The sequence below is a fragment of the Planomonospora sp. ID91781 genome (assembly GCF_015711595.1).
Classification (GTDB): Bacteria; Actinomycetota; Actinomycetes; order Streptosporangiales; family Streptosporangiaceae; genus Planomonospora; species Planomonospora parontospora.
The window spans coordinates 1,835,464-1,858,790 of the sequence record NZ_JABTEY010000002.1 but is presented as its reverse complement, the minus strand read 5'-3'; the positions used below and the strand labels follow the sequence as shown (position 1 = coordinate 1,858,790).

At 74.0% G+C, this 23,327-nt stretch carries 20 protein-coding genes; 12 read left to right on the top strand and 8 right to left on the bottom strand.

Annotation, left to right across the window (positions count from 1 at the left end; genetic code table 11):
* The first annotated feature begins 172 nt into the window (after positions 1–172).
* From HS048_RS37600 to HS048_RS27475, 6 genes are all read left to right on the top strand, one after another.
* Positions 173–1,561 carry an AI-2E family transporter gene (locus HS048_RS37600; protein WP_196469104.1) on the top strand — a complete coding sequence of 463 codons (1,389 nt, stop codon included), beginning with the start codon at positions 173–175 and terminating at the stop codon, positions 1,559–1,561.
* Positions 1,562–1,572: 11 nt separating this feature from the next.
* Complete coding sequence (locus tag HS048_RS27495) at positions 1,573–2,127, top strand: PaaI family thioesterase (RefSeq protein ID WP_068896039.1); 555 nt, start codon at positions 1,573–1,575, stop codon at positions 2,125–2,127.
* Entirely contained in the window at positions 2,124–2,567 is a 444-nt protein-coding gene (gene dut / locus HS048_RS27490) for a dUTP diphosphatase (protein ID WP_068896037.1), read from the top strand. Before HS048_RS27495 ends, dut begins: the two co-directional genes overlap by 4 nt.
* A 40-nt stretch (positions 2,568–2,607) precedes the next feature.
* The gene (locus HS048_RS27485; RefSeq protein ID WP_068896035.1) at positions 2,608–3,273 is read left to right on the top strand and encodes a DUF3710 domain-containing protein; all 666 of its coding nucleotides are present in this window, start codon (positions 2,608–2,610) and stop codon (positions 3,271–3,273) included.
* A 102-nt stretch (positions 3,274–3,375) separates the two neighbouring features.
* Complete coding sequence (locus HS048_RS27480; RefSeq protein WP_068896033.1) at positions 3,376–3,771, top strand: OB-fold nucleic acid binding domain-containing protein; 396 nt, start codon at positions 3,376–3,378, stop codon at positions 3,769–3,771.
* 38 nt (positions 3,772–3,809) lie between these two features.
* Positions 3,810–4,481, top strand: coding sequence for a DUF3159 domain-containing protein (locus tag HS048_RS27475; RefSeq protein ID WP_373868883.1), 672 nt, complete (start codon positions 3,810–3,812; stop codon positions 4,479–4,481).
* Between the two features lie 87 nt (positions 4,482–4,568).
* Here the strand turns inward: HS048_RS27475 and HS048_RS27470 are convergent, their stop codons facing one another.
* A complete protein-coding gene (locus HS048_RS27470) occupies positions 4,569–5,228 on the bottom strand; it encodes a TrkA family potassium uptake protein (protein ID WP_068896030.1) in 660 nt (219 codons plus the stop codon).
* On the bottom strand, positions 5,228–5,893 hold the full coding sequence (locus HS048_RS27465; protein WP_068896028.1) for a TrkA family potassium uptake protein: 666 nt from the start codon (positions 5,891–5,893) through the stop codon (positions 5,228–5,230). Before HS048_RS27465 ends, HS048_RS27470 begins: the two co-directional genes overlap by 1 nt.
* Before the next feature lie 116 nt (positions 5,894–6,009).
* Between HS048_RS27465 and HS048_RS27460 the strand changes: the two genes are divergently transcribed.
* Both HS048_RS27460 and HS048_RS27455 read left to right on the top strand, forming a co-directional pair.
* Positions 6,010–8,052 carry an APC family permease gene (locus HS048_RS27460; protein ID WP_196469103.1) on the top strand — a complete coding sequence of 681 codons (2,043 nt, stop codon included), beginning with the start codon at positions 6,010–6,012 and terminating at the stop codon, positions 8,050–8,052.
* A 53-nt stretch (positions 8,053–8,105) separates the two neighbouring features.
* Positions 8,106–9,362, top strand: coding sequence for a class I SAM-dependent RNA methyltransferase (locus HS048_RS27455; RefSeq protein ID WP_196469102.1), 1,257 nt, complete (start codon positions 8,106–8,108; stop codon positions 9,360–9,362).
* A 186-nt stretch (positions 9,363–9,548) separates the two neighbouring features.
* On the opposite strand, the gene HS048_RS27450 is transcribed toward HS048_RS27455, so the two are convergent.
* A complete protein-coding gene (locus HS048_RS27450) occupies positions 9,549–10,613 on the bottom strand; it encodes a hypothetical protein (protein WP_068896023.1) in 1,065 nt (354 codons plus the stop codon).
* A gap of 147 nt (positions 10,614–10,760) precedes the next feature.
* Here HS048_RS27450 and HS048_RS27445 point away from each other — a divergent pair, with 147 nt between their 5' ends.
* The 3 genes from HS048_RS27445 (at position 10,761) to HS048_RS27435 (ending at position 16,200) form a co-directional block, all read left to right on the top strand.
* Positions 10,761–11,684, top strand: a complete 924-nt coding sequence (locus tag HS048_RS27445; protein WP_196469101.1) for an LLM class F420-dependent oxidoreductase — start codon at positions 10,761–10,763, stop codon at positions 11,682–11,684.
* A gap of 212 nt (positions 11,685–11,896) precedes the next feature.
* Positions 11,897–13,489: a 3' terminal RNA ribose 2'-O-methyltransferase Hen1 gene (locus HS048_RS27440; RefSeq protein WP_196469100.1), complete on the top strand. Its 1,593-nt coding sequence runs from the start codon at positions 11,897–11,899 to the stop codon at positions 13,487–13,489.
* A 74-nt stretch (positions 13,490–13,563) separates the two neighbouring features.
* The gene (locus HS048_RS27435) at positions 13,564–16,200 is read left to right on the top strand and encodes a polynucleotide kinase-phosphatase (protein WP_196469099.1); all 2,637 of its coding nucleotides are present in this window, start codon (positions 13,564–13,566) and stop codon (positions 16,198–16,200) included.
* A gap of 100 nt (positions 16,201–16,300) precedes the next feature.
* On the opposite strand, the gene HS048_RS27430 is transcribed toward HS048_RS27435, so the two are convergent.
* From HS048_RS27430 to HS048_RS27410, 5 genes are all read right to left on the bottom strand, one after another.
* Positions 16,301–16,708: a hypothetical protein gene (locus tag HS048_RS27430; protein WP_196469098.1), complete on the bottom strand. Its 408-nt coding sequence runs from the start codon at positions 16,706–16,708 to the stop codon at positions 16,301–16,303.
* Positions 16,705–18,195 (bottom strand): hypothetical protein, encoded by a 1,491-nt coding sequence (locus HS048_RS27425; protein ID WP_196469097.1) that lies wholly within the window; start codon positions 18,193–18,195, stop codon positions 16,705–16,707. Before HS048_RS27425 ends, HS048_RS27430 begins: the two co-directional genes overlap by 4 nt.
* Positions 18,192–19,250 (bottom strand): hypothetical protein, encoded by a 1,059-nt coding sequence (locus tag HS048_RS27420; RefSeq protein ID WP_307832671.1) that lies wholly within the window; start codon positions 19,248–19,250, stop codon positions 18,192–18,194. The genes HS048_RS27425 and HS048_RS27420 overlap by 4 nt, the downstream gene beginning before the upstream one ends.
* Before the next feature lie 113 nt (positions 19,251–19,363).
* Positions 19,364–20,011 (bottom strand): response regulator transcription factor, encoded by a 648-nt coding sequence (locus HS048_RS27415; protein ID WP_068896016.1) that lies wholly within the window; start codon positions 20,009–20,011, stop codon positions 19,364–19,366.
* Positions 20,002–21,690: a sensor histidine kinase gene (locus HS048_RS27410; protein ID WP_196469096.1), complete on the bottom strand. Its 1,689-nt coding sequence runs from the start codon at positions 21,688–21,690 to the stop codon at positions 20,002–20,004. The genes HS048_RS27415 and HS048_RS27410 overlap by 10 nt, the downstream gene beginning before the upstream one ends.
* Before the next feature lie 174 nt (positions 21,691–21,864).
* On the opposite strand from HS048_RS27410, the gene HS048_RS27405 reads away from it, so the two are divergent.
* Positions 21,865–23,292, top strand: a complete 1,428-nt coding sequence (locus HS048_RS27405; RefSeq protein WP_196469095.1) for a sugar porter family MFS transporter — start codon at positions 21,865–21,867, stop codon at positions 23,290–23,292.
* Positions 23,293–23,327 lie beyond the last annotated feature (35 nt).

The following is a 23,327-nucleotide window of genomic DNA, read 5'->3' as shown; positions in this document are numbered from 1 at the left end:
AGCTGCAGCTGCTACCTCGAGGACCGGGTGATCTCCGGGCCGCCGGGGGAGCGCTGACCCGGATCCACCGCGGAGGGGACCGGCCCGGGCGGCCGGTCCCCTCCCCGTCCCGGATTCCCCGCTGGGCGATAACCGCGCGCGCTCGCGGCCGGAGCGTGCCAGTCTGGAACCCGTGATCTCCGACCGGGAACGTCTGACGCAGTTGGTGCCCCGTACGCTGCTCCGCCTGGCCGTGTGGAGCCTGTGCCTGATCATCATCGGCTGGGCCGTCTTCTACGCGGCGTCGTTCGTGGCCACCCTGCACATCGTCATGCTGCCGGTGGCCATCGCGCTGCTGCTCACCGCGCTGCTCTTCCCGGTCACCCGCAGGCTCCGGCGCATGGGCCTGCGGCCGATCTACGCCACGTGGGTCACCATGCTGATCGCGCTCGCGGTGCTGGGCGGCACCGGGTGGATCATCGGGGTGCGGGCCAACGAGGAGTTCCCCCGTCTGCTCGACCAGGTGCAGGCGACCGCCAGGACGGTGGAGAACTGGCTCTACACCGGCCCGCTGCACGTGCAGCCGAACCAGCTCTCCGAGTGGGTGGGACAGCTCACCAAGCTGATCAACGTGCAGCGCGAGATGATCACCACCACGGTCCTCACCGGCGCCACCGTCGCACTGGAGGTCCTCGCCTCGCTCGTCCTGCTGCTGTTCGTCACCTTCTTCCTGCTGAAGGACGGCGACCGGATCTGGGCCTGGTTCCTGCGGGCGTTCGGCTCGGCCGCGCCCCGGGTGGACCGGGCCGGGCGGGCCGCCTGGGTGACGCTCTCCCACTACGTCCAGGGGACCGTGGCGGTCGCGGCGGTGCACGGCGTCATCATGGGCATCGTGCTGGCCGGGATGGGGGTGCCGCTCTGGGCGCCCCTGGCCGTGCTCATCTTCCTGGCGAGCTTCATCCCGATCGTCGGCATCTTCTTCGCCGGGGCCGTCGCCACCCTGGTGACCCTCGGCGCCCAGGGCCCGATCTACGCCCTGGTCTTCCTGGGCATCCTGCTGGTCGAGCAGCAGCTGGAGAACCACGTGCTGCAGCCGCTGATCGTCGGCCGGGCGGTGAACTTCCACCCCCTGGCCATCATCCTGGTGCTGGCCGTCGGCGGCATCATCGCGGGCATCGCCGGCGCCGCGGTGGCCGTGCCGATCGCCGCGGTCGTCTACCGGGCCGTGCCCGAGCTGATGAGGGGCGCGCCGGCCGCCCTGCCGCCCGCGTCGTCCCAGGTGGCCTCCGGATCCGCTCCGCCGGACCCCGCGCGGTCGGCGCCCGAGGCCGCGCAGCCGGTGCCTGAGGCCGTGCAGCCGGTGCCCCAGGCGGCGCAGCCCGTTTCCGAGGCCGCGCAGCCCGTTTCCGAGGCCGCGCAGCCCGTGCCGGACGCCACGCGGCCCGCGGCGGATCCCGTGGCACCGCCGCGGGGCTCCGCCCAGTCCCCGCCGGACCCCGCCGGGGGTCCGCCCGCTCCGGAACCCGCGCGCCGCGAGCCGGGCCTGCCCGCGGATGACGGATCGCCGCAGTCCAGAGGGTAACGTTCTGCCACGTGACCCGTTCCGCCATCACCACCCCTCCGCCCGGCGCGACGCTGCCGGAGCCGCTTCCCGGGGCGCCCGCGCCCGGCAGCCCGCTCGGCTCGCACTACAGCCGCTGCTTCGGCTGCGGCGACCGCCACCCGACAGGCCTGCACCTGTCGGCCGTCACCCCCGACGGGGTCACGGTGACCGCGGAGTTCACGGTGGGCGAGGCGCACCAGGGGGCACCGGGCCTCGCGCACGGCGGCGTGCTGGCCGCGGCGATGGACGAGGTCATCGGCATGTCCGTCTGGCTGTTCCAGCGCCCCTACGTCACCGGGCGGCTGGAGACCGACTATCTCGCGCCGGTCCCCGTGGGAACCACGCTGCACCTGCGCGCCTGGTGCACCGGCATGTCCGGCCGGAAGGCATATCTTGAAGCGGAGGGGCGGGCCGGCGCCCCGGACGGCCCGGTCGCCGTGCGCGCCGCCGCTCTCTTCATCGAGGTCGGCATGGAGCACTTCGCCGAGCACGGCGACGCCCAGGCCATCCTCGCCGAGCACCATGAGTACGAGGTGAATCCGTGACCCACCAGGTCGAGGTGCTGATCCACCGGCTCGACGCCGGGCTGCCGCTGCCGTCCTACGCGCATCCGGGCGACGCCGGAGCGGACCTGCACGCCGCGCAGGACGTCGAGCTGCTCCCCGGCGAGCGGGCCACCGTGGGCACCGGGGTGGCGATCGCCCTGCCCGACGGCTACGCCGCGTTCGTCCACCCGCGCTCCGGCCTGGCCGCCGAGCACGGCGTGACGATCGTGAACGCGCCGGGCACCGTCGACGCGGGCTACCGCGGTGAGATCCGGGTGACGCTGCTCAACACCGACGCCAAGGACGCGGTACGGCTGCGCCGGGGAGACCGGATCGCGCAGCTCGTCGTCCAGAAGGTGGAGCGGGCCGCGTTCTACGAGGTGGACCGGTTGCCCGGATCGGCGCGCGGCGCCGGCGGGTTCGGGTCCACGGGCCGCTGACGTCTCAGCGGCCGCTGACATTCCAAGGAGCGTGAGGAAGATGTTCGGACGTCGCCGTCGCGAGGAGACCCCGGTCGCCGCCGCCGAGGAGGTCGCGCAGGCCCCGGCCCGCGACTCCGGCCCGTGGGACTCCGGGGAGCCGCACCCCGAGCGGGAGCGGGTCGACCTCGGCGGGCTGCGGGTGCCGGTCGGCCCCGGCTTCGAGATCCAGCTGAACCTGGCCGGCGACCGCATCGTGGGCGCGGTCGTGCTGGCGGAGGAGAGCGCGCTGCAGGTGCAGGCCTTCGCGGCGCCCAAGCGGAACGGCATCTGGGACGAGGTCCGGGCCGAGCTGGCCGCGGCGGTCAAGAGCGCCGGCGGCACGGCCGAGGAGCGGCAGGGGCCGTTCGGCACCGAGCTGGCCGCGAAGGTCCCGGGCGAGGGCGGTCCGCAGCCGGTCCGCTACCTCGGGATCGACGGGCCGCGCTGGTTCCTCCGGGCGGCGGTCAGCGGGCGCGCCGCGCTGGACGCCGACGCCGCCGGGATCCTCGAGGACGTCGTGCGCGACATCGTGGTGGTCCGCGGTGACGAGCCCATGCCCCCGCACGAGTCGATCGAGCTGCGCCTGCCCCCCGAGGCCAGGCAGGCGATGGACCGGCAGGCGGAGGCGGGGAAGCCCGACCTCAACCCGTTCGAGCGCGGCCCGGAGATCGCCGAGCTCCGCTGACGGCCCGGCGACGTCCTGCCGCCGCCTGCCGCCGGTCCGGAGACAGTTCCCCGGCAGGGCGGATCGCGTACCCTGAGGCGATATGCGGGTTAAGGAGAAGGCGTGAGTTCGCAGGAGCCGCACAGACGGGGCGGGTTACGGGGCTTCTTCCGGCGGCTGGCGACGAGCCAGGCCGAGCTGGAGGCGGACGAGCTGCGCCAGGAGCTCGACCGGGAGGAGGGCGCGACGCCCATCGCCGCGTGTGCCGGACGCCGCCGGTTCTGCGTGACCGGTACACTGCGGACGGTGACCCTCAGGCCGAGGGGCGGCGCGCCCGCGCTCGAGGCGGAGCTCTACGACGGCTCGGACGTGATCGACCTGATCTGGCTCGGGCGCCGGCGGATCGCCGGGATCGAGCCGGGCCGGATGGTGCTGGCCGAAGGGCTCGTCAGCCTGCAGGACGGCCGGAAGGTGATGTTCAACCCGCGTTACGAGCTCCGCCCTACCGGCGGGGTGTGAGGGGACAGATGGGCCCGGAACCGGCAAGTGGGAAAACGGTGAAAGAGCAGATGACCACCACCGAGCAGGACGCGCACGACACGGTGGAGGCCGCGATCCGGTCCCAGCTCGCCAAGGCGTTCGGCGGGATCCGGGGCGTGATCGAGGCGGCCGTGCCCACGGCCGTCTTCACCGTCATGTGGATCGCCACGTCCCGGTTGCAGCTCTCGCTGATCGTCAGCGCCTCCACGGCGGTGGTCCTGCTGGTGGCCCGGCTGGTCCAGCGCTCCACCCCGCAGTATGTGATCAACAGTCTGATCGGCATCGGCATCGGCTGGTTCTTCGCCTCCCGCACCGGCGAGGCCAAGGACGTCTACCTGCCGGGCATCCTCTACAACGCGGGCTACTCCGTGGCGATGCTCATCTCGATCGTCACCCGCTGGCCGGTGGTCGGCTTCCTGATCGGCTCGGTCACCGGCGACCCGACGGCCTGGCGCAGCGACCCGGCCGTCGTGAAGCTCTGCTCCCGGCTCACCTGGCTGCTGATGATCCCGTGCGTGGTCCGGGTGGCCGTGCAGGCACCGGTCTACCTGATCGGCGGGAACGACGCGGTGGCCGAGCTGGGCATCCTCAAGATCGTGATGGGCTGGCCGCTGCAGATCGCCGCCCTGGGCGCCATGGTGTGGCTGCTGGCCCGCGGGCGCACCCCGGTCCGGCCCGCCGCCTCCTGACCGGCGGGCGCCCGGGCTGATTCGGCGGTCTCCGGCCGGAGGTCCCGCCTCCCGCCGCAAGAGCGGGGGGGGCGGGCCGTACGGTGCTCAGTGGCGGGAGAGCAGCCGGGCGAGCTCCTCCTCGACCTCCTGGCTGGCCACGAACATCAGCTCGTCGCCGGCCTCCAGCGGGTCGTCGGCGCTGGGGACCAGCACCCGGCCCTCGCGCAGGATCGCGACCAGGGCGGTGTCGGCCGGCCACGGCACCGAGCCGGCGCGCTGGCCGACCACCGGGGCGTCCTCGGGAAGGGTCAGCTCGACCAGGTTGGCCTGGCCCTGGCGGAAGGTCATCAGGCGGACCAGGTCGCCGACGCTCACCGCCTCCTCGACCAGCGCGCTGAGCAGGCGCGGGGTGGAGACGGCGACGTCCACGCCCCAAGATTCGTTGAACAGCCACTCGTTCTTCGGGTGGTTGATCCGGGCGACCACGCGCGGCACGCCGTACTCGGTCTTGGCCAGGAGCGAGACGACGAGGTTGACCTTGTCGTCACCGCTGGCGGCGACCACGACGTGGCAGTCGGCCAGGCCGGCCTCGTCCAGGGAGGAGATCTCGCAGGCGTCGGCGAGCAGCCACTCCGCCCGCGGCACCGAGTCGATCTTGATGGCCTTGGGGTCGACGTCGATGAGCAGGACCTGGTGGCCGTTCTCCAGGAGCTCGGCGGCGATGGAGCGGCCGACGGCCCCGGCGCCCGCGATGGTGACACGCATCAGTGCTCCTCCTCCGGTGCGGCGGACAGCACCTTGTTGATGCGGTCCATGTCGCTTCCGGCCGCCATGACGTGCAGGATGTCGCCCTCCTGGACCATGGAGTCGTGCCGGGGCAGCAGCGTCTCGCCCATGCGGTTGACGAACGCCAGACGGGTCCCGGCGGCCTCCTCCAGGTCCCTGGTCCGCGTGCCGATCCAGCCGGGGTGGTAGGCCACCTCGGCCAGCACGATCGTCCCGGTGGGGTCGCGCCAGAGCGGCTCGGCGCCCTCGGGCAGCACCCGGCGGAGGATCTGGTCGGCGGTCCAGCGGACCGTGGCGACGGTGGGGATGCCCAGCCGCTGGTAGACCTCGGCCCGGCGGGAGTCGTAGATGCGGGCCACCACGTTGTCGACGCCGAACGTCTCGCGCGCGACCCGGGCGGAGATGATGTTGGAGTTGTCGCCGCTGCTCACCGCCACGTAGGCGCCGGCCGACTCGATGCCGGCCTCCTCCAGGACGTCCCGGTCGAACCCGATCCCGGTGACCCGCCGCCCGCGGAACCCGGCCCGCAGTCGGCGGAACGCCTGCGGATCCCGATCGATGATCGCGACCGAGTGGCCGCCGTCCTCCAGGATGTGCGCCAGGGTGGAGCCCACCCGGCCGCACCCCATGATCACAATATGCATGCTCCCCCGCCGATCGGCTCGAGGCGGATCTTGTCTCCGGTGTACCCAGTCAGTATGGCCCGCTCCGGGGGCGTCGCGTGAGGGGACGGAGGCGGAGGGGACTAGCATCGTCAGACGTGCCGAAAGCGACGGACCTGACTAAACGCCTGTTCATCGGGCGTGCACTGCGCAGCACCCAGTTGCACGAGCAACTGCTGCCGAAGCGTATCGCGCTGCCGGTCTTCGCGAGCGACGCCCTCTCCTCGGTGGCCTACGCCCCGCAGGAGATCCTCGTCATCCTCTCCCTCGCGGGCCTGTCGTTCTACAACTTCAGCCCCTGGGTCGCGGGCGGCGTCGTGGTGGTGATGCTGACGGTCGTCGCGTCCTACCGGCAGAACGTGCACGCCTATCCCGGCGGGGGCGGCGACTACGAGGTGGCCACCGTCAACCTCGGCCGGAACGCGGGCCTCACCGTCGCCAGCGCGCTCATGGTCGACTACGTCCTGACGGTCGCCGTCTCGGTGGCCAACGGCGTCGACTACGTCGGCGCGACGATCCCGTACGTCGCGACGCACAAGCCGCTGGTGGCGATCCTCATCGTCGCCGTGCTCACGCTCGTGAACCTGCGCGGCGTCCGCGAGTCGGGCGTGGCCTTCGCCGTCCCCACCTACGCGTTCATGGCCGCGGTCCTCGTCATGGTCGGCTACGGCTTCTTCCGGCTGTTCGTCCTCGGCGACGAGCTGCGCGCGCCCACCGCGGACTACCAGATCGTCGCCGAGCAGACCAACCTCACCTCCTTCGCCGCGGCCTTCCTGATCCTGCGCGCGTTCTCCTCCGGCTGTGCCGCGCTGACCGGCGTCGAGGCGATCAGCAACGGCGTGCCCGCCTTCCGCAAGCCCAAGAGCCGCAACGCGGCCAGGACGCTGCTCATGATGGGCCTGATCTCGGTGACCATGTTCACCGGCATCATCACGCTGGGGCTGGCCTCCGGCGTCAAGGTCGCCGAGCCCGCCTACGCCCACCGCGACGTGATCATCGACGGCCACCCCGCCGGGTTCGACTACCACCAGCAGCCGATCATCGCGCAGGTGTCCGAGGCGGTCTTCGGCAGCGGATCGCTGCTGTTCTTCGCCATCTCCGGGGTCACCGCGCTGATCCTGTTCCTGGCCGCGAACACCGCCTTCAACGGCTTCCCGGTGCTCGGCTCGATCCTCGCGCAGGACCGCTTCCTGCCCCGCCAGCTGCACACCCGGGGCGACCGGCTGGCCTTCTCCAACGGCATCCTCATCCTGGCGGCCGGGGCCTGCCTGCTGCTGTGGGGCTTCCAGGCCGACGTCAGCCGCCTGCTGAACCTCTACATCGTCGGCGTCTTCGTCTCCTTCACCCTCAGCCAGATCGGCATGGTCCGGCACTGGACCCGGGAGATGCGGACGCAGACCGAGCTGAAGGCCCGGCTGCACATGCAGCGCTCGCGGGCGATCAACTTCTTCGGCGGCGTCATGACCGGCCTGGTGCTGGTGGTCGTGCTGCTGACCAAGTTCACCCACGGCGCGTGGATCGTCTGCGTGGCGATGCCGGTGCTGTTCGCGATGATGAAGGGCATCCACCGCCACTACGAGAAGGTGGCCCGGGAACTCGCCGTCGACGAGGACGCCGAGATCGACGAGTCGATGCTGCCCGCGCGCAACCACGCCGTCGTGCTCGTCTCGAAGATCCACAAGCCGACCCTGCGCGCCCTCGCCTACGCCCGCGCCACCCGGCCCTCGACGCTGGAGGCGGTCACCGTGGGCGTGGAGGGATCGGAGGCCCGGGCGCTGCAGGAGGAGTGGGAGCGGCGGGGCATCCCGGTGCCGCTGAAGACGCTCGACTCGCCCTACCGGGAGATCACCCGGCCGGTCCTGGAATACGTCAAGTCGCGGCGCCGGCGCTCCCCGCGGGACGTGGTGAGCGTCTACATCCCCGAGTACGTCGTCGGCAGCTGGTGGGAGCACATCCTGCACAACCAGAGCGCGCTGCGGCTCAAGGGCCGCCTGCTCTTCCAGCCCGGCGTGATGGTCATCAGCGTGCCCTGGCAGCTGCACTCCTCCGACCGGCTCAAGGGCCGTCCCGAGCCCTTCGCCGCCGGTGCGGTGCGCCGCCCCGGCCGCAAGGCGGCGCGACACGACGACGGCACGGCATAACCTTGCGGGTGGCTCTGCGACGCAGGGGAGGCTCGAGAAGGACGGAACGGGACATGGGGACGACGGCGATCGAACTGACGGTGGGCCCGGTGGCGCACGGCGGCTGGTGCGTGGCCCGCCACGAGGGCCGGGTGGTCTTCGTACGGCACGCCCTCCCCGGGGAGCGCGTGCTCGCCGAGGTCACCGAGGAGACGGCCCGGTTCCTGCGGGCCGACGCCGTGGAGGTCCTCGACGCCTCTCCCGACCGGGTGGTCCCGCCCTGCCCCTTCGCCGGCCCCGGCCGCTGCGGCGGCTGCGACTGGCAGCACGCCTCGCTGGAGGCGCAGCGCCGGTTGAAGACCGACGTGGTGGCCGAGCAGCTGCGCCGGCTGGCCGGGATCGAGTGGAAGGGCCGGGTCGAGGAGGTCCCGGGCGCGCCCGACGGCCTGGGCTGGCGCACCCGCGTGCAGTTCGCCGTGGACCGCGACGGCGCGCTGGGCCTGCGGCGCCACCGCTCCCACGACATCCAGCACGTGGACGCCTGCCTGATCGCCCACCCCGAGGTGGAGAACGTCGGCGCCGAGGTCATGAACTGGCGGGGCGCCTCCTCGGTGGAGGTCATCGCCTCCTCCACGGGGGACCAGGCCGTCGTGGTGGCGCCCAAGCCGCGCCGTACGGTGGCCGTGCCCGACCTCGACGAGAGCGTGGCCGTCTTCGTCGACGAGGGCAAGGGCCGCTCCCGGTCGGTCCACGGGCCGGGCCACCTGACCGAGAAGGTCGGCGACCGCGAGTTCCGCATCACCGGCAGCGGCTTCTGGCAGGTCCACCCGAGCGCCGCGGCCACCCTGAACGCGGTCGTCATGGAGTTCGCCGACCCGAAGCCGGGGGAGTGGGCCCTCGACCTCTACTGCGGCGTCGGCCTGTTCGCCGCCGGCCTGGCGGAGGCGGTCGGCCCCGACGGGGCGGTGTTCGGCGTCGAGTCCGAGACCGTCGCCGTCCGCGACGCCGAGCGCAACCTGCGCGACCTGCCGCAGGCGCGCTTCGCCCGGGGATACGTGGAGAGCGCCCTGGACCGCCACCGCATCGAGAAGGCCGACCTGGTCGTCGTCGACCCGCCCCGGGCGGGCCTGGGCCGGGAGGTCGTCGACCGCGTCGCCGGCCTGGAGGCCTCCCGGATCGTCTACGTCTCCTGCGACCCCGCCACGCTCGCCCGCGACCTCGCCTGGTTCGCCGAGCGCGGCTACCGCCTGGCCGAGCTGCGCGCCTTCGACGCCTTCCCGATGACCCACCACGTGGAGTCCGTGGCGCTGCTGGTCCCCGGCACGGCCTGACCTCCCTGCGGCCCCCTCTCCGAGGTCCGGAGGGGTCTCAGGGCAGGTCCTGGAGCGGTGCCGGGGTCCGGAGGGGTCTCAGAGCGGGTCCTGGAGCGGTGCCCGGGGTCCGGAGCGGCCTCAGGGCAGATCCTGGAGCGGTGCCGGGGCCCGGAGCAGTCTCAGAGCGGGTCCTGGAGGCAGGTCCTAGAGGGGAGGGGCCGCCAGCAGCCGGGCGACCTCGGGGGCGGGCACGGCGCCCCGGGTGGAGATCCAGGCCAGGTCGTGGCGGGCGGCGAAGCCGGCGAGCTTGCGGGCGTCGGCGGGCGAGAGGTCCGAAGGGCCGGCCAGCACGGGCGTCAGGGCGATGCGCCTCCACGCCGAGCGCTCGCCCAGGGCCCGGGCGATCTGCGGCTGGGCGGCCCGCACCGCGGCGGCGACGGGACGCAGGCGGTTGCGCCCCGGAGCCGGGGGGCGCAGCGGCACCATGAGGTTGACCGCGGTGATCCGGGCGCCCGCCTCGCGGGTGGTGCGGAGCATCAGCTGGTCCTGCGGGGACAGGCCCCTCCCGGTCAGCGGGAGGGTGAAGCTCACCGCGAGGGGCCGCCCCCGGCCCGCCGTCTCCCGCTGGAGCGCCGAGATCGCCGCGGCGCGGCGCCGTACGGCCTCGTGGTCGGCGGAGTCGCGGACCTCGAAGTCGATGTGGGCGACGTCGAAGACCCCCACGACCTGGCGGTAGGCGGCGGTCAGGCGGTCGGGCAGGGGGCAGGCCGAGGCGAGCTCCCGTCCGGCGGAGCCGCCGAAGGCCAGACCGGCGTCGCCCCCGGCCGTCCGCAGCCGGCCCAGCCGGTTGGCGACCGGGTTGACCCCCTGGTCCTGGTGGCCGCCCCAGCGGGGGGTGCAGCCGTCCTGCCCGGCGGTGAGATGGCCGAGCGTGAACCAGCGCCCACCGCTCTGCCGGGCGGCCCGGGGCAGGTGGAAGAAGGGGTCGTGGACCGCGTCGACGAACGTCACGAAGCCGGACGGGCCGGCCGCGGGGGAGGGGGCGGCCGGTGCGTCCGTCCGGCCGGAGGCGGTGCGGGCGGCGGGCGGCGGGGCCACCGCCTTGGCCCGCGCGGGCCGGCCCCACTCACCGGTCTCGGTGGGCAGGAGCCAGAGCGCGGCGCCGGTCACGGTGGCGAGCGCTCCCGAGGCGAGCACGATGAGGGCACGGGGCGGGGTGCCCGGCTCGCGGGCGTGGCGAGCGGAGGAGCGGTCTGTCGCCACGGACATGTGATCCACCCTCTCGACGACACCGGGTGATCGCTCAGGGTATCCGGGCGAACACCTACGGCATTCGGGGTTCGAACGTTAGCAAGGCGGCGTGCCGCGGCGCGAGCTTTCGGCGGATGACGGGCGGGGCGGCCGGATAATGGGTCCATGAAGTTGAGGATCTTCACTGAACCGCAGCAGGGCGCCACCTACGAGGAGCTGCTGGTGGTCGCGCGGACCTCGGAGCGGCTGGGGTTCGACGCCTTCTTCCGCTCCGACCACTACATGCGGATCGGGGCGGGCGACCCCGGCCCCGGATCCACCGACGCCTGGGTGACCCTCGCGGGCCTGGCGAGGGAGACCTCCACCATCAGGCTCGGCACGCTGGTCACCCCGGCGACCTTCCGGCTGCCCGGACCGCTGGCGATCAGCGTGGCCCAGGTCGACCGGATGAGCGGCGGCCGGGTCGAGCTGGGCATGGGCACCGGCTGGTTCGACGCCGAGCACTCCGCGTACGGCATCCCGTTCCCGCCGGTCGGCGAGCGCTTCGCCCGGTTCGAGGAGCAGCTGGAGATCCTCACCGGGCTGTGGACCACTCCCGCGGGCAAGACGTTCTCCTTCGAGGGCGCCCACTACCGGCTCGCCGACTCGCCCGCGCTGCCCAAGCCCGCGCAGAGCCCGAGGCCGCCGATCATCATCGGCGGGTTCGGCGCCCGGCGCACCCCGCGGCTGGCCGCGCGCTTCGCCGACGAGTACAACGTGCCGTTCCGCACGCCGGAGGACACCGCCGCGGCATTCGGGCGGGTCCGCGAGGCGTGCGAGGAGGCGGGCCGCTCCCCGATGGTGCTCTCGGCCGCGCAGACCGTCTGCGTGGGCGCCGACGAGGCGGAGCTCGCCCGCCGGGCCGCGGCGACCGGTCAGGACCTCGCCGCGCTGCGCGCCGGGGGGCTGGCGGGCACCCCCGCGGAGGTGGTGGAGAAGATCGGCGGGTTCGCGGAGCTGGGCGCCGAGCGCATCTACCTGCAGCTGCTGGACCTGGACGACCTGGAGCACCTGGAGCTCATCGCCGCCGAGGTGATGCGTCAGCTCTGACCGCGGCCGCCCGCGGACGGCCCGGCGCGGCCGGGGGCCGGGGACCACCCCGGCCGCCACCCGGTCGTGCCGGGCCGTCGCCCGTCCGTCCCGCCGTCCGGCTGTCGACCGGCAGTCCGCGTCGCTCCGCTGCGTCGCTCGGCCGCGTCGCCCGGCCGCTCCGGCCGTTAACCGATGGCCCGGCGAATCGGACATGCGGCAGACTGTCCCGGGTGTTGCTCACCATCTCCACGACCGTACGGCCCGCCACCGACCTCGGCTTCCTGCTGCACAAGCACCCGGACCGGGTCCAGGAGTTCGGCCAGTCGTACGGCACGGCCCGCGTCTTCTACCCGGAGGCGAGCGAGGAGCGCTGCACCGCGGCGCTGATGCTCGACGTCGACCCGGTCCGCCTGGTGCGCTCGCGCGGCCGGTCCACCCCCGACTACGCGCTGGGCCAGTACGTCAACGACCGGCCCTACGCCGCCTCGTCGCTGCTGGCCGGGGCGCTGGCGGACGTCTTCCGCACCGCGCGCACCGGACGCTGCGTGAGCCGTCCCGAGCTCGCGGCCGGGCCCATCCCCCTGGAGATCACGCTTCCCGCCCTGCCCTGCCGGGGCGGCCCCGAGCTGGCGCACCGCCTGTTCGAGCCGCTGGGCTGGGAGGTCGAGGCGCGGGCCGTACCGCTGGACGAGGGCTTCCCCGAGTGGGGGGACTCCCGCTACGTGCGGCTGTCGCTGTGCGGCGAGGTCCGGCTGGCCGACGCGCTCAACCAGCTCTACGTGCTGCTGCCCGTCCTGGACGACGCCAAGCACTACTGGATCGCCTCCGACGAGGTGGACAAGCTCGTCCGCGCCGGAGAGTCCTGGCTGGCCGCCCACCCGGAGAGGGGACTGATCACCCGACGCTACCTCGGGCGCCGCTGGGCGCTGACCCGGACGGCCTTCGCCCGCCTGGCCGAGCTCGGCGACGACGTGGAGGAGGAGCTGGAGCCCCCCGTCGAGGAGGAGACCGCCGCGTTCGGGGCCCCGGAGGACCCGGACGCCGGGCCCGCGGAGGCGCCGCCCGGCGGAACGGCCCCGTCCGGTGGAACGGCCCCGCCTGACGGAACGGCCCCGCCCGGGGAGGACGCCGTGGAGGACGCCGTGTCCGAGGGGACCGCCGTGCCCGCGCAGGGCGGTCCCGTCGATGACGGGAACGTGCCGGAGGTCGGGGGCAGGAGGCCGCTGAACGTCCTGCGCCGGGAGGCCGTGCTCGCCGTACTGGGCGAGCTGGGCGCGCGCACGGTCATCGACCTGGGCTGCGGGACCGGCCAGCTGGTCGGGGCGCTGCTGGCGGACCCGTCGTTCACCAGGATCGCCGGGGCGGACGTTTCGTCCCAGGCGCTCGCCGTCGCCGCCCGCAAGCTGCGGCTGGACCGCATGCCCGACCGGCAGAGGGCGCGGCTGGAGCTGTTCCAGGGGGCGCTGACCTACACCGACGACCGGTTCTCCGGCTACGACGCCGCCGTCCTCATGGAGGTCGTCGAGCACGTCGACCCGCCGCGCCTGGCCGCCCTCGAACGCGTGGTCTTCGGCGCCGCCCGGCCCGGCCACGTGATCGTGACGACGCCCAACGCCGAGTACAACGTCCGCTACGAGTTCCTGACGGGCATGCGCCACCCCGACCACCGCTTCGAGTGGACCCGGGCCGAGTTCGCCGCCTGGGCGGAGCGGGTCTGCGCCGAGTACCGCTGCACCGTCGCGTTCCGGCCCGTCGGGGACGACGACCCCGAGGTCGGCCCGCCCACGCAGCTGGCCGTCTTCACCCTGGGAGGGACGGAATGACCGAGGAGAACGCCGCTCTCACAGGCGGAGAGGGACCGGCGGCCGAGGCCGCGAGGCAGGAGGGGAGGGGCGGGGTGACCAGGATCGCCGTGCCGGAGATGTCGCTGGTCGTGCTCGTCGGGGTGTCCGGGAGCGGGAAGTCGACCTTCGCGCGCCGGCACTTCGCGCCGACCCAGGTGGTCTCCTCCGACTTCTGCCGCGGCCTGGTGGCCGACGACGAGAACGACCAGGCGGCCACCCCGGACGCCTTCGACGTGCTCCACTACATCGTGCGCACCCGGCTGCGCCGCGGCCTGCTCACGGTCGTGGACGCCACCAACGTGCAGTGGGAGGCCCGCAAGCAGCTCGTCGACCTGGCCAAGTCGGAGAACGTCCTGGTCGACGCGATCGTCCTGGACGTCCCCGAGGAGGTCGCGATCGCGCGCAACGAGACCAGGCCCGACCGCGACTTCGGACCGCAGGTGGTCCGGCGGCAGCGCAAGGACCTGCGGCGCTCCCTGGGGAAGATCTCCCGCGACGGCTTCCGCCGCGTGCACGTGCTGCGCGGCGCCGACGAGATCGAGGCCGCCGAGGTCGTCACGGAGCGGGCGTGGACCGACCGGCGCGAGCTGACCGGGCCGTTCGACATCATCGGCGACGTGCACGGCTGCCGCGCCGAGCTGGAGGCGCTCCTGCGCGAGCTGGGCTGGCGGGTCGGGCCGGACGGCGCGACCCACCCCGAGGGCCGCACCGCGGTGTTCGTCGGCGACCTGGTGGACCGCGGCCCCGACACGCCGGGCGTGCTCCGCCTGGTCATGGGCATGGTCGCCGCCGGGACCGCGCTGTGCGTGTCGGGCAACCACGAGCAGAAGCTCGCCCGCGCGCTGAACGGGCGCAAGGTGCGGGTCGCGCACGGGCTGCAGGAGTCGCTGGACCAGCTCGCCGCCGAGCCCGAGGAGTTCCGGAAGGCCGCGCTGGAGTTCATGGACGGCCTGATCAGCCACTACCAGCTCGACGGCGGCAGGCTCGTCGTCGCGCACGCCGGGCTGAAGGAGGCCTACCACGGCCGCGCCTCCGGCCGGGTGCGCTCCTTCGCGCTGTACGGCGACACCACCGGCGAGACCGACGAGTACGGCCTGCCGGTCCGCTACCCCTGGGCACGGGAGTACCGCGGCCGGGCCATGGTCGTCTACGGGCACACGCCGGTCACCGAGCCCGAGTGGGTCAACAACACCATCTGCCTGGACACCGGCGTGGTCTTCGGCGGGCGGCTGACCGCGCTGCGCTACCCGAGCCGGGAGATCGTCTCGGTGCCCGCCGAGAAGGTCTGGTACGAGCCCGCCCGGCCGTTGGCCGCCCCCGGCCACGAGGCGGGCCGGCGGGACCCGGGTCTGCTCTCCATCGACGACGTGCGCGGCACCCGGCACGTCGAGGTGCGCCACGGCGGCGGCCGGATCAAGGTCAGGGAGGAGAACGCCGCCGCCGCGCTGGAGATCATGAGCCGGTTCGCGGTGGACCCGCGCTGGCTGGTCTACCTGCCGCCGACGATGGCCCCGCCGGAGACCTCCCGGCTGGACGGCTACCTGGAGCACCCGGCGGAGGCGTTCGCCGAGTTCGCGGCGGCCGGGGTGAGGCGGGTGGTGTGCGAGGAGAAGCACATGGGCTCGCGGGCGGTGGCCGTGCTGGCCAGGACGCCCGAGGTCGCGGCGGCGCGCTTCGGCGTCGCGGACGGCAGCTCGGGCGCGGTGCACACCCGCACCGGCCGGCCGTTCTTCAGCGATCCCGCGGTCGCCGGGGAACTGGTGGACCGGCTCCGGCGGGCGTGCGCGCCGCTCATGGACGAGCTGGGCTCGGACTGGCTGGTCCTGGACGGCGAGCTGCTGCCGTGGTCGGCCAAGGCCGAGGGGCTGATCCGCAGCCAGTACGCGTCGGTGGGGGCCGCGGCCCGCACCGCGCTGCCGGAGGCGGTCGCGGCGCTGGAGGCCGCGGCCGGGCGGGGCCTGGACGTGGGCGGGGTGCTGGAGCGCACCCGGCGGCGGCTGGAGAACGCCGCCCGGTTCAGGGACGCCTACGCGCGCTACTGCTGGCCGGTGGCGGGGCTGGACGGCATCCGCCTGGCCCCGTTCCAGATCCTGGCCTGCGAGGGCCGGGCGACGGCCGTCACCGAGCCGCACCCGTGGCACCTGGAGATGCTGTCGCGGCTGGACGACCCGCTGATCGCGCCCACCCGGCACGTCTACGCCGACCTGGACTCGGCGGAGTCGAGGGAGGCGGCGACCGCGTGGTGGTCGGCGCTGACCGCCGAGGGCGGCGAGGGCATGGTGGTCAAGCCGGTCGCCGTGCCCGGCGGGCCGCCGGACGGCGCCGGGGAGACCGGGACCGGGGCGGACCCGGGTACGGATTCCGGGACCGGGGCCGATTCCGGGACCGCGGCGGATGCGGGGGCGGAGCCGCCGCGGCGGGAGCAGGCGCGTCCGAGCCGGGTGCAGCCGGGGATCAAGGTGCGCGGCCGGGAGTACCTGCGGATCATCTACGGCCCCGACTACACCGAGAGCCTGGACGTGCTGCGCCACCGGTTCCTCGGCCGGAAGCGCTCCCTGGCGCTGCGCGAGCACGCGCTCGGGCTGGAGGCCCTGTCCCGGCTGGCCGGGGGCGAGCCGCTGTGGCGGGTCCACGAGGTGGTCTTCGCCGTGCTCGCGCTGGAGTCCGAGCCGGTGGACCCCCGGCTGTAGGAGGTGTTCCGCGCCCGGGCGGACCCGGGGCCCGGGGTCTGCGGGGGACGTTCCACGCCCGGACCTCGGGGCGGGCCGGGGGCGGGGATCCGCGGAGATCTCAGGCCCCCGGCTCCGCGGCCGATCCCGTGATCAGCGCCTTGACCGTGAGCACCTCCTCGCCCGGGGGCCCGGTCAGGCGGATCGCGAGCTCCCAGACCCCGGCCATGGAGAAGAGCCCGCCCTCGGCCAGGAAGCGGCCGGGCTCCGGCTCCCGCGCGACGACCTCCGGCGTGGCGTGTCCCATCTCGGGCATCACGGCCGACAGCACGACGGTGTCCGCGTCGCCCGAGTCCAGCACCACCTCGACCGCGCCCTTCCCGGCCACTGGTTCGCCGATCAGCACGGTCACGGCGTAGCGCGTCCCCGCGACGGTCAGCCGGAGGGGCTCGTCGCCGCCCCGGCCGAGGACGAAGAACGCCGCGGCGGCCACCACCGGGCAGACGGCGGCGACGAGGGCACGTCTCATCGGGTCGCCTCCGGTGCTGTGACGTCGACGGTGAACGGCACGGTGACGATCCGGTCGCCGGTGGCGTACTGCGCCCAGGCGAGGTAGCGCCCCGCGGCGGGGAAGCCGAAGGTGAAGCGGAGTCTGCCGCTCCCGGCCGAGCCCATCTCGTGCACGTGCCCCAGGAAGGCCCCGTCGTGGCTCCGTACGATCAGGTGGCCCGCCATGCCGAGCCAGGGGCGCACGGCACCCGAGGTCTCGACCTCGATCGTCGCGGGGCGCCCGGCGATGGGAACGGCCGGGTGCAGCCGCGGCGGGCCCGGCCGGTCGGCGGGCCCGGCCGGGGAGGGCTCGGCGGAGGCGGTTGCGGAGGCGGGCTCGGCGGCCGCGGATTCGGCGGAGGCGGGGCCGGTGGCGGCGGTCTCGGCGGGGGAGGGCTCACCGCCGACGGTGAACTCGCCGGTGACGAGCTGCCCGCCGGAGTCCTGACGCTCCAGTTCGGCGTAGGCCAGATGGCGGCCCGGCTGCGTCGCCCGCATCCTGACCTCCAGCCGTCCGGGAGCCGTCCGCAGCGGATGCACGTGGTGGAAGGCGCGCCCGTCCTCGCTGGTGACGACCAGGTGGGCCAGTGCCTCGTGGTGCACGGCCAGGTCGTCCACCGGCAGGCCGGTGGACCCGTCGACGAGGTCGATCCGCAGGGTGAACTCCTCTCCCGCCGCCGGGCGGGCGGGGACCGTCGCCACCCGGCCCTGCGCGAACGGCCGCCCCTGCGCCCCGGCCTCGGCCGTGGGGGCGGCACCGTCCGGCGGGCTCGGCGGCAGCCACGGTTCGAGCACCACGACCGCGAAGGCGATCGTCAGCCCCACCGCGGCGCCCCCGGCCAGCAGCATCGCCGGTCTCGGCCGGGACAGCGCCCCGGTGAGCAGGCCGCCCACCATCAGCAGTCCCGCCGTGAACAGCCCCCCGTAGATCAGCGGCTCCCAGACCGGCGCGCGCTCCACCAGGACGCGGAACGGCACCACGGCGACCTCGTCCCCGGCGCGCAGCCGGAGCTCGTGGGGGCCGGCGCGCTCCACCCGCAGCGGTGTGTACCGGGGCTCCCGCCCCGCGTGCGCCGTACCGGTCACCGTACGGCCGTCGGCGACCGAACGGAGCTCCAGGGCGACGGGCAGGCCGGTGACCGGCTGGTAGGCGACGACGCCGATCCGCAGCTCGCCCGGCACCCGCTCCACCCCCTCGACCACCACGGTGAGCTCGGTGCCGGCGATCGTCTGGGCCACCCGCAGGTCCGCCCCGGCCGCCACCACGTGGGCCTCGGCCGGAACCGGCCGCACCGGCACGAGGACGGCGGCCAGGCAGGCGGCCCACACCGGAAGCAGGCGCGCCGCGCGGACCCGTCCCGGGGACGGACGCGCCACGCGGGGCGGCGCCGGGAGCAGGCGCGCCGTACGGGGCGGCGCCGGGAGCAGGCGTGCCGGGCGGGCCCGCGCCGGGTCCCGCCGCATCACGTCCGGCGGGCTTCGGGCAGGAACAGCACCCCGAGCGCCAGGCCGATCAGCCCGGCCACGGTCGGCGCGCCGGTCCACAGCTCGGGTACGGCGGGCAGCCCGCCGCCCGCCGCCGACGCGACCGCGATGAACAGCGACCAGGTCACCAGGGCCGACAGCCCGGCGAACGCCCAGTAGGCGGCCCGCCGCTCCGCCGACGGGCGCAGCCACCGGATCAGCAGGTCGCTCGCGACGCCGGCGGCGACGAAGGAGAGCAGGATCGGCAGGTTCTCGAACGCCGTCTGCGCTCCCGGCATCAGCACGCCCACCGTGAACAGGACGGTCACGCTGCCGAAGGGCAGCTGCCACCTGCGGACCAGCAGCAGCACGGGGGCGAGCAGCACGACGTTGGTGATGACGATCGAGGCCGCCAGGTCGCTCGCGCCCCCGCCGTCCGTGGTGGAGAACGCGTCCACGACGTGGACCGCGCCGTACTGCATGGCGTTGCCGTACGACACGAACAGCGAGACCAGGGTGGTCGCGAACGCCAGGCCGAGCAGTGCGGGCAGCAGCCTGCCGAGCGAGGGGCGCTCGCCCACGTCGGGGGCGCGCCAGGCGGAACGCAGCGGCGTGGTGATGATCAGCGACATCGTCGCGATCAGCCCCAGGTGGGAGGGGCTGAACAGGATGTCGATGTCCGTCTCGATGCCGAGGAACGTGTGCCACATCATGTCGGCGAAGCCGAAGGCGGCGAACGCGGGCACCGCGACGAGGCCCGCGAGGTATCCCATCGGCACGGCCGCCAGCCCCTGCCGGCCGCTCCTGGTGCCGCGCAGCACCTGCCAGATGATCCAGCCGGAGACCGCGGCGAACCCCGAGTAGAACACCGCGTGCCAGGGGGTGAAGAACGTCTCGAGCTCCGCCAGGTTGCTGTGCGCCCAGGCGTCGATCATCAGGCCGATGCCGAACCAGACCCCCAGCAGCGCCGTGACCATGTCCGTCCGGGGGGCCACCCACTCCCGCGGCTCCCCCGAGTCCGCCAACAACCGCCGTACGTCCACGCCAACCACAGCCACCGTCGGGCTCCCTTCGTCGGACGGCATTCTGCTCCCCGGGCGGACCCGTGGGAAGCCGGGCAGCCCCCCTCCCGCCGGTGCGGTTAACCGCACCTGGGCGTCACCGGCCGCGCCTAGGCGTTCAGGTAGCGGAGCACCGCCAGCACCCGGCGGTGGTCGTGCGGGCCGGCCTCCAGCCCGAGCTTGCCGAAGATGTTCGTGCAGTGCTTCTCCACCGTGCGCTCCGCGATGGCCAGCCGCTCGGCGATGGCCAGGTTCGTCCGGCCCTCCGCCATCAGCCGGAGCACGTCCCGCTCGCGCCCGGTGAGCTGGATCAGCGGATCGTCCGGCTGCCGGTGCCGGCTCACCAGCTGCTCGACCACCACGGGATCCAGCGCGGAGCCGCCGGAGCCCACCCGGCGGATCGCCGCGGCGAACTCGGCGAGGTCCGACACCCGGTCCTTGAGCAGGTAACCGACGCCCTCGACACCGCCGCCGAGCAGCTCGACCGCGTAGCTCACCCGCACGTACTGCGAGAGCACGAGCACGCCGATCTCCGGGTGGCGCCGGCGCAGGGTGAGCGCCGCCCGCAGCCCCTCGTCGGTGTGCGTGGGCGGCAGGCGGATGTCGAGGACGGCGACGTCGGGACGGTCCCCGCCGACCAGCGCCAGCAGCTCCTCGGCGTCGTCCACGGCCGCCGCCACCTGGAATCCCGCCTCGGTCAGCAGCCGGGCCATGCCCTCCCGGAAGAGGGCGGAATCCTCGCAGATCGCTACTCGCACGGCATCGTCACCCGGAGCACCGTTCCCCCTCCCCGCCGGCTGTCGAGCCGGAGACTGCCGCCGTTGGCCTCGGCGCGGTGGGAGAGCCCCCGGAGCCCGGAGCCGCGCGCCGGATCGGCGCCCCCGCGGCCGTCGTCACCGATCTCGACCACGAGGCGGCCTTCGCTCCGCGCCAGCCGCACCCACGCGCGGCCCGCCCGCGCGTGCTTCGTCACGTTCGCCAGCGCTTCGTTGACGATGTAGTAGGCCGCGCTCTCGACCGCCGCGGGCAGCGGCTCCACCATGCCGATCACGCACTCGACGGGGACGGGCGTGACGGCGGCGAGCTCCTTCACCGCTCCCGGCAGCCCGCGCTCGGTGAGCACCGGAGGATGGATCCCGTGGCTGACGGCGCGCAGGTCGTCGAGCGCCGCCAGCACGGAGGCCTTCGCCTCGCCGATCAGCGCGTCCCTCCTGCCGGAGTGAGCGGTGGCCTCGGCGAGCCCGAGCGTCATCGCCACCGACAGCAGCCTCTGCTGCACGCCGTCGTGCAGGTCGCGCTCGATCCTGCGGCGTTCCGCCTCGCCCCACCGGAGCATCCGGGCCCGTGACGCCGCGAGCTGCCGCAGCCGCGCCTTCAGATCGGCGGTGAGCCGTTCGTTCTCCAGCGCGAGCGAGGCGGCCGCGCACGCCGCCTCGACGAGCAGCGGCTGCTCCAGCAGCGCGGCGTCGTGCAGCAGTACGGCGAGCCGGGCCCCGCCCCGGTCCACCCGGGTCATCACCCGGCCGTCCTCCTTCGGCGGGAGTTCGACGGGGCTGCCCTCGGCGTCGACGTACCGGTCCTGGCCGGCCGTCCAGTAACCGACGCGCAGCGTGGGGTCGTGCAACACCGCCGCCAGCTCGCCCTCCAGGTCGCCGGGCTGCTTCCCGCCCCTGAGCCGCACCACGAGGTCCGCCACCCGGCCGCGGTCGATCCCGCGCCGGATCAGGCTGCCCAGGTAGGCGAGCGGAACCGCGATGAACGCCCCGAACATCGCGTAGACGAACAGCGGCTGCGTTCCCCAGCCCCAGCCGGCCGCCACGTGATCGGCCACGAACGCGACCGTGGCGATCAGCGAGGCGGCCGCGACCGGGGTGACCGCGCGCCGCTGGGCGGCGCTCCCCTCACGCCACCGCGCCACGGACAGGCCCACCACCAGGGCGCCCGTGACGACGACCGTCTGCCACCGGACCCCGTCGACGAGGAGCGCGACCGACCCGAGCGGCTCCGGGGGATCGGTGAGGACCGCCACGGACGCACCCGGGAGCACCACCGACTCGGCGTAGGCGACGCCGACGACGACCCTGGACGGCAGGCCGTCGAGCCGGCCGGTGGGGTAGGCCAGGAACAGGTGGCAGGCCAGGCCCGCCCACAGCCCGCAGGCGCCCAGCCAGACCACGAACGGCGCCGGCGTCCCGTCGCCGATCAGGAGCTGCTGGGGGATCCACGCGATCCCGACGGCGGCCATGAGCGGGCCGACCCGGTTGCGCGGATGGAGCCGCCAGGCCACGATCCCGGTGCCGAGGAACGACGCCCCCACCACGGCCCCGAGCGCCCACAGCGGATCGCGGCGCGCCTCCGGGAGCATCACCAGGAGCAGCCAGACCGCCACCGCCGGAGCGGCGATCGCGGTGGTGCTGATCCACGGTCGGCCGGTCATCCCTCACCCCCGGGGGATTCTACGGTCGATCGCCCCGATCCGGATGGGTATGCGGGCTCCGGAAAGAGCCGGGGCCGTGTGTCCGGTCCCCGGGTACGGTCCGGCCGGGCCGTACCCGCAGGCAATGAAACGGACAGATATGACTTAAAGCTCCCGCCAGGGGAAGAGACCGTCATGGTCGGTACCACGTCTTCCGGACCTGCGGGGTCTCCGGACACGCGTAGAGAACATCTCGGGCACGTCGTCTTCATCACCGCGGCGGCGGCGATAGGCGGTTTCCTCTTCGGCTACGACAGCGCGGTGATCAACGGCGCCGTGACCGGCATCCAGCGCCACTTCGAGGTGGGCCCGGTGGTGACCGGCTTCGTGGTGGCGATCGCGCTGCTTGGCTCGGCGGTCGGCGCCTGGATCGCCGGAGGGCTGGCCGACCGCTGGGGACGCACCCGGACCATGCAGGTCGCCGCGGTCCTGTTCGCGGTCAGCTCGGTCGGCCAGGCCCTGCCGTTCGGGATCTGGGACCTGGCGTTCTGGCGGGTGCTCGCCGGCGCGGGGATCGGGATGGCGTCGGTGCTCGGACCCGCCTACATCGCGGAGGTCGCGCCGCCCGCCTACCGGGGCCGACTGGGTTCCTTCCAGCAGCTCGCCATCGTGCTGGGCATCGCGGTCTCCCAGCTCGTCAACTACGCCATCGCGCAGACGGTCGGGGGGGACGTCAACAACGAGCTGCTCGGCATCCAGGCCTGGCAGTGGATGCTCGGCGCCTGCCTGGTCCCCGCCCTGCTCTACCTGCTCTTCGCCTCGGTCATCCCCGAGTCGCCGCGGTTCCTCGTCGCGGCGGGCCGCAGCCCGCAGGCCCGCCAGGTGCTGGCCGAGGTCGAGGCCGAGGGCACCGACCTGGACGCCCGGGTGGCGGAGATCGAGCAGTCGCTGCGCCTGGAGCACCGGCCCCGCCTGCGCGACCTGCGGGGATCGGCGTTCGGCCTGCTGCCGATCGTCTGGATCGGCATCACGCTCTCGGTGTTCCAGCAGTTCGTCGGCATCAACGTGATCTTCTACTACTCGTCGGCGCTGTGGCAGTCGGTCGGCATCAACCAGAGCGACTCGCTCCTGATCAGCTTCTCCACCTCGATCATCAACATCGTCGGCACGTTCATCGCCATCGCGCTGGTCGACCGGATCGGCCGCCGGCCGCTGCTGATGATCGGCTCGCTGGGCATGGCGGTCGCCCTCGCCGCGGCCGCGTGGGCGTTCAGCGCGGGCGTGCCGCGGGGCGAGACCGTGACCCTGCCGGAGCTGCAGGGCACCGTGGCCCTGGTCGCCGCGCACGTCTTCGTGCTGTTCTTCGCGCTGTCGTGGGGCGTGGTCGTCTGGGTGCTGCTCGGCGAGATGTTCCCCAACCGGATCAGGGCCGCCGCGCTCTCGGTGGCCGCCGCCGCGCAGTGGGTGGCCAACTGGCTGATCACCGTCTCGTTCCCGTCCCTGGCGGAGTGGAGCCTGGCCGGCGCGTACGTCGGCTACGCGGTCTTCGCCGCGCTCTCCCTGGTCTTCGTGCTGGTCAAGGTGCGGGAGACCAAGGGACGCAGACTGGAGGAGATGGGTTAGGAGGCCGCGGGAGCGGTCAGGTACACGTCCATGCC

What these genes read in the sequence shown, in the direction of transcription:
- HS048_RS27485 (WP_068896035.1), top strand. Translation starts at nt 2,608, where the DNA reads ATGTTCGGACGTCGCCGTCGCGAGGAGACCCCGGTCGCCGCCGCCGAG.
- HS048_RS27470 (WP_068896030.1), bottom strand. Translation starts at nt 5,228, where the DNA reads ATGCGTGTCACCATCGCGGGCGCCGGGGCCGTCGGCCGCTCCATCGCC.
- HS048_RS27465 (WP_068896028.1), bottom strand. Translation starts at nt 5,893, where the DNA reads ATGCATATTGTGATCATGGGGTGCGGCCGGGTGGGCTCCACCCTGGCG.
- HS048_RS27455 (WP_196469102.1), top strand. Translation starts at nt 8,106, where the DNA reads ATGGGGACGACGGCGATCGAACTGACGGTGGGCCCGGTGGCGCACGGC.
- HS048_RS27450 (WP_068896023.1), bottom strand. Translation starts at nt 10,613, where the DNA reads ATGTCCGTGGCGACAGACCGCTCCTCCGCTCGCCACGCCCGCGAGCCG.
- HS048_RS27445 (WP_196469101.1), top strand. Translation starts at nt 10,761, where the DNA reads ATGAAGTTGAGGATCTTCACTGAACCGCAGCAGGGCGCCACCTACGAG.
- HS048_RS27430 (WP_196469098.1), bottom strand. Translation starts at nt 16,708, where the DNA reads ATGAGACGTGCCCTCGTCGCCGCCGTCTGCCCGGTGGTGGCCGCCGCG.
- HS048_RS27410 (WP_196469096.1), bottom strand. Translation starts at nt 21,690, where the DNA reads ATGACCGGCCGACCGTGGATCAGCACCACCGCGATCGCCGCTCCGGCG.
- HS048_RS27405 (WP_196469095.1), top strand. Translation starts at nt 21,865, where the DNA reads ATGGTCGGTACCACGTCTTCCGGACCTGCGGGGTCTCCGGACACGCGT.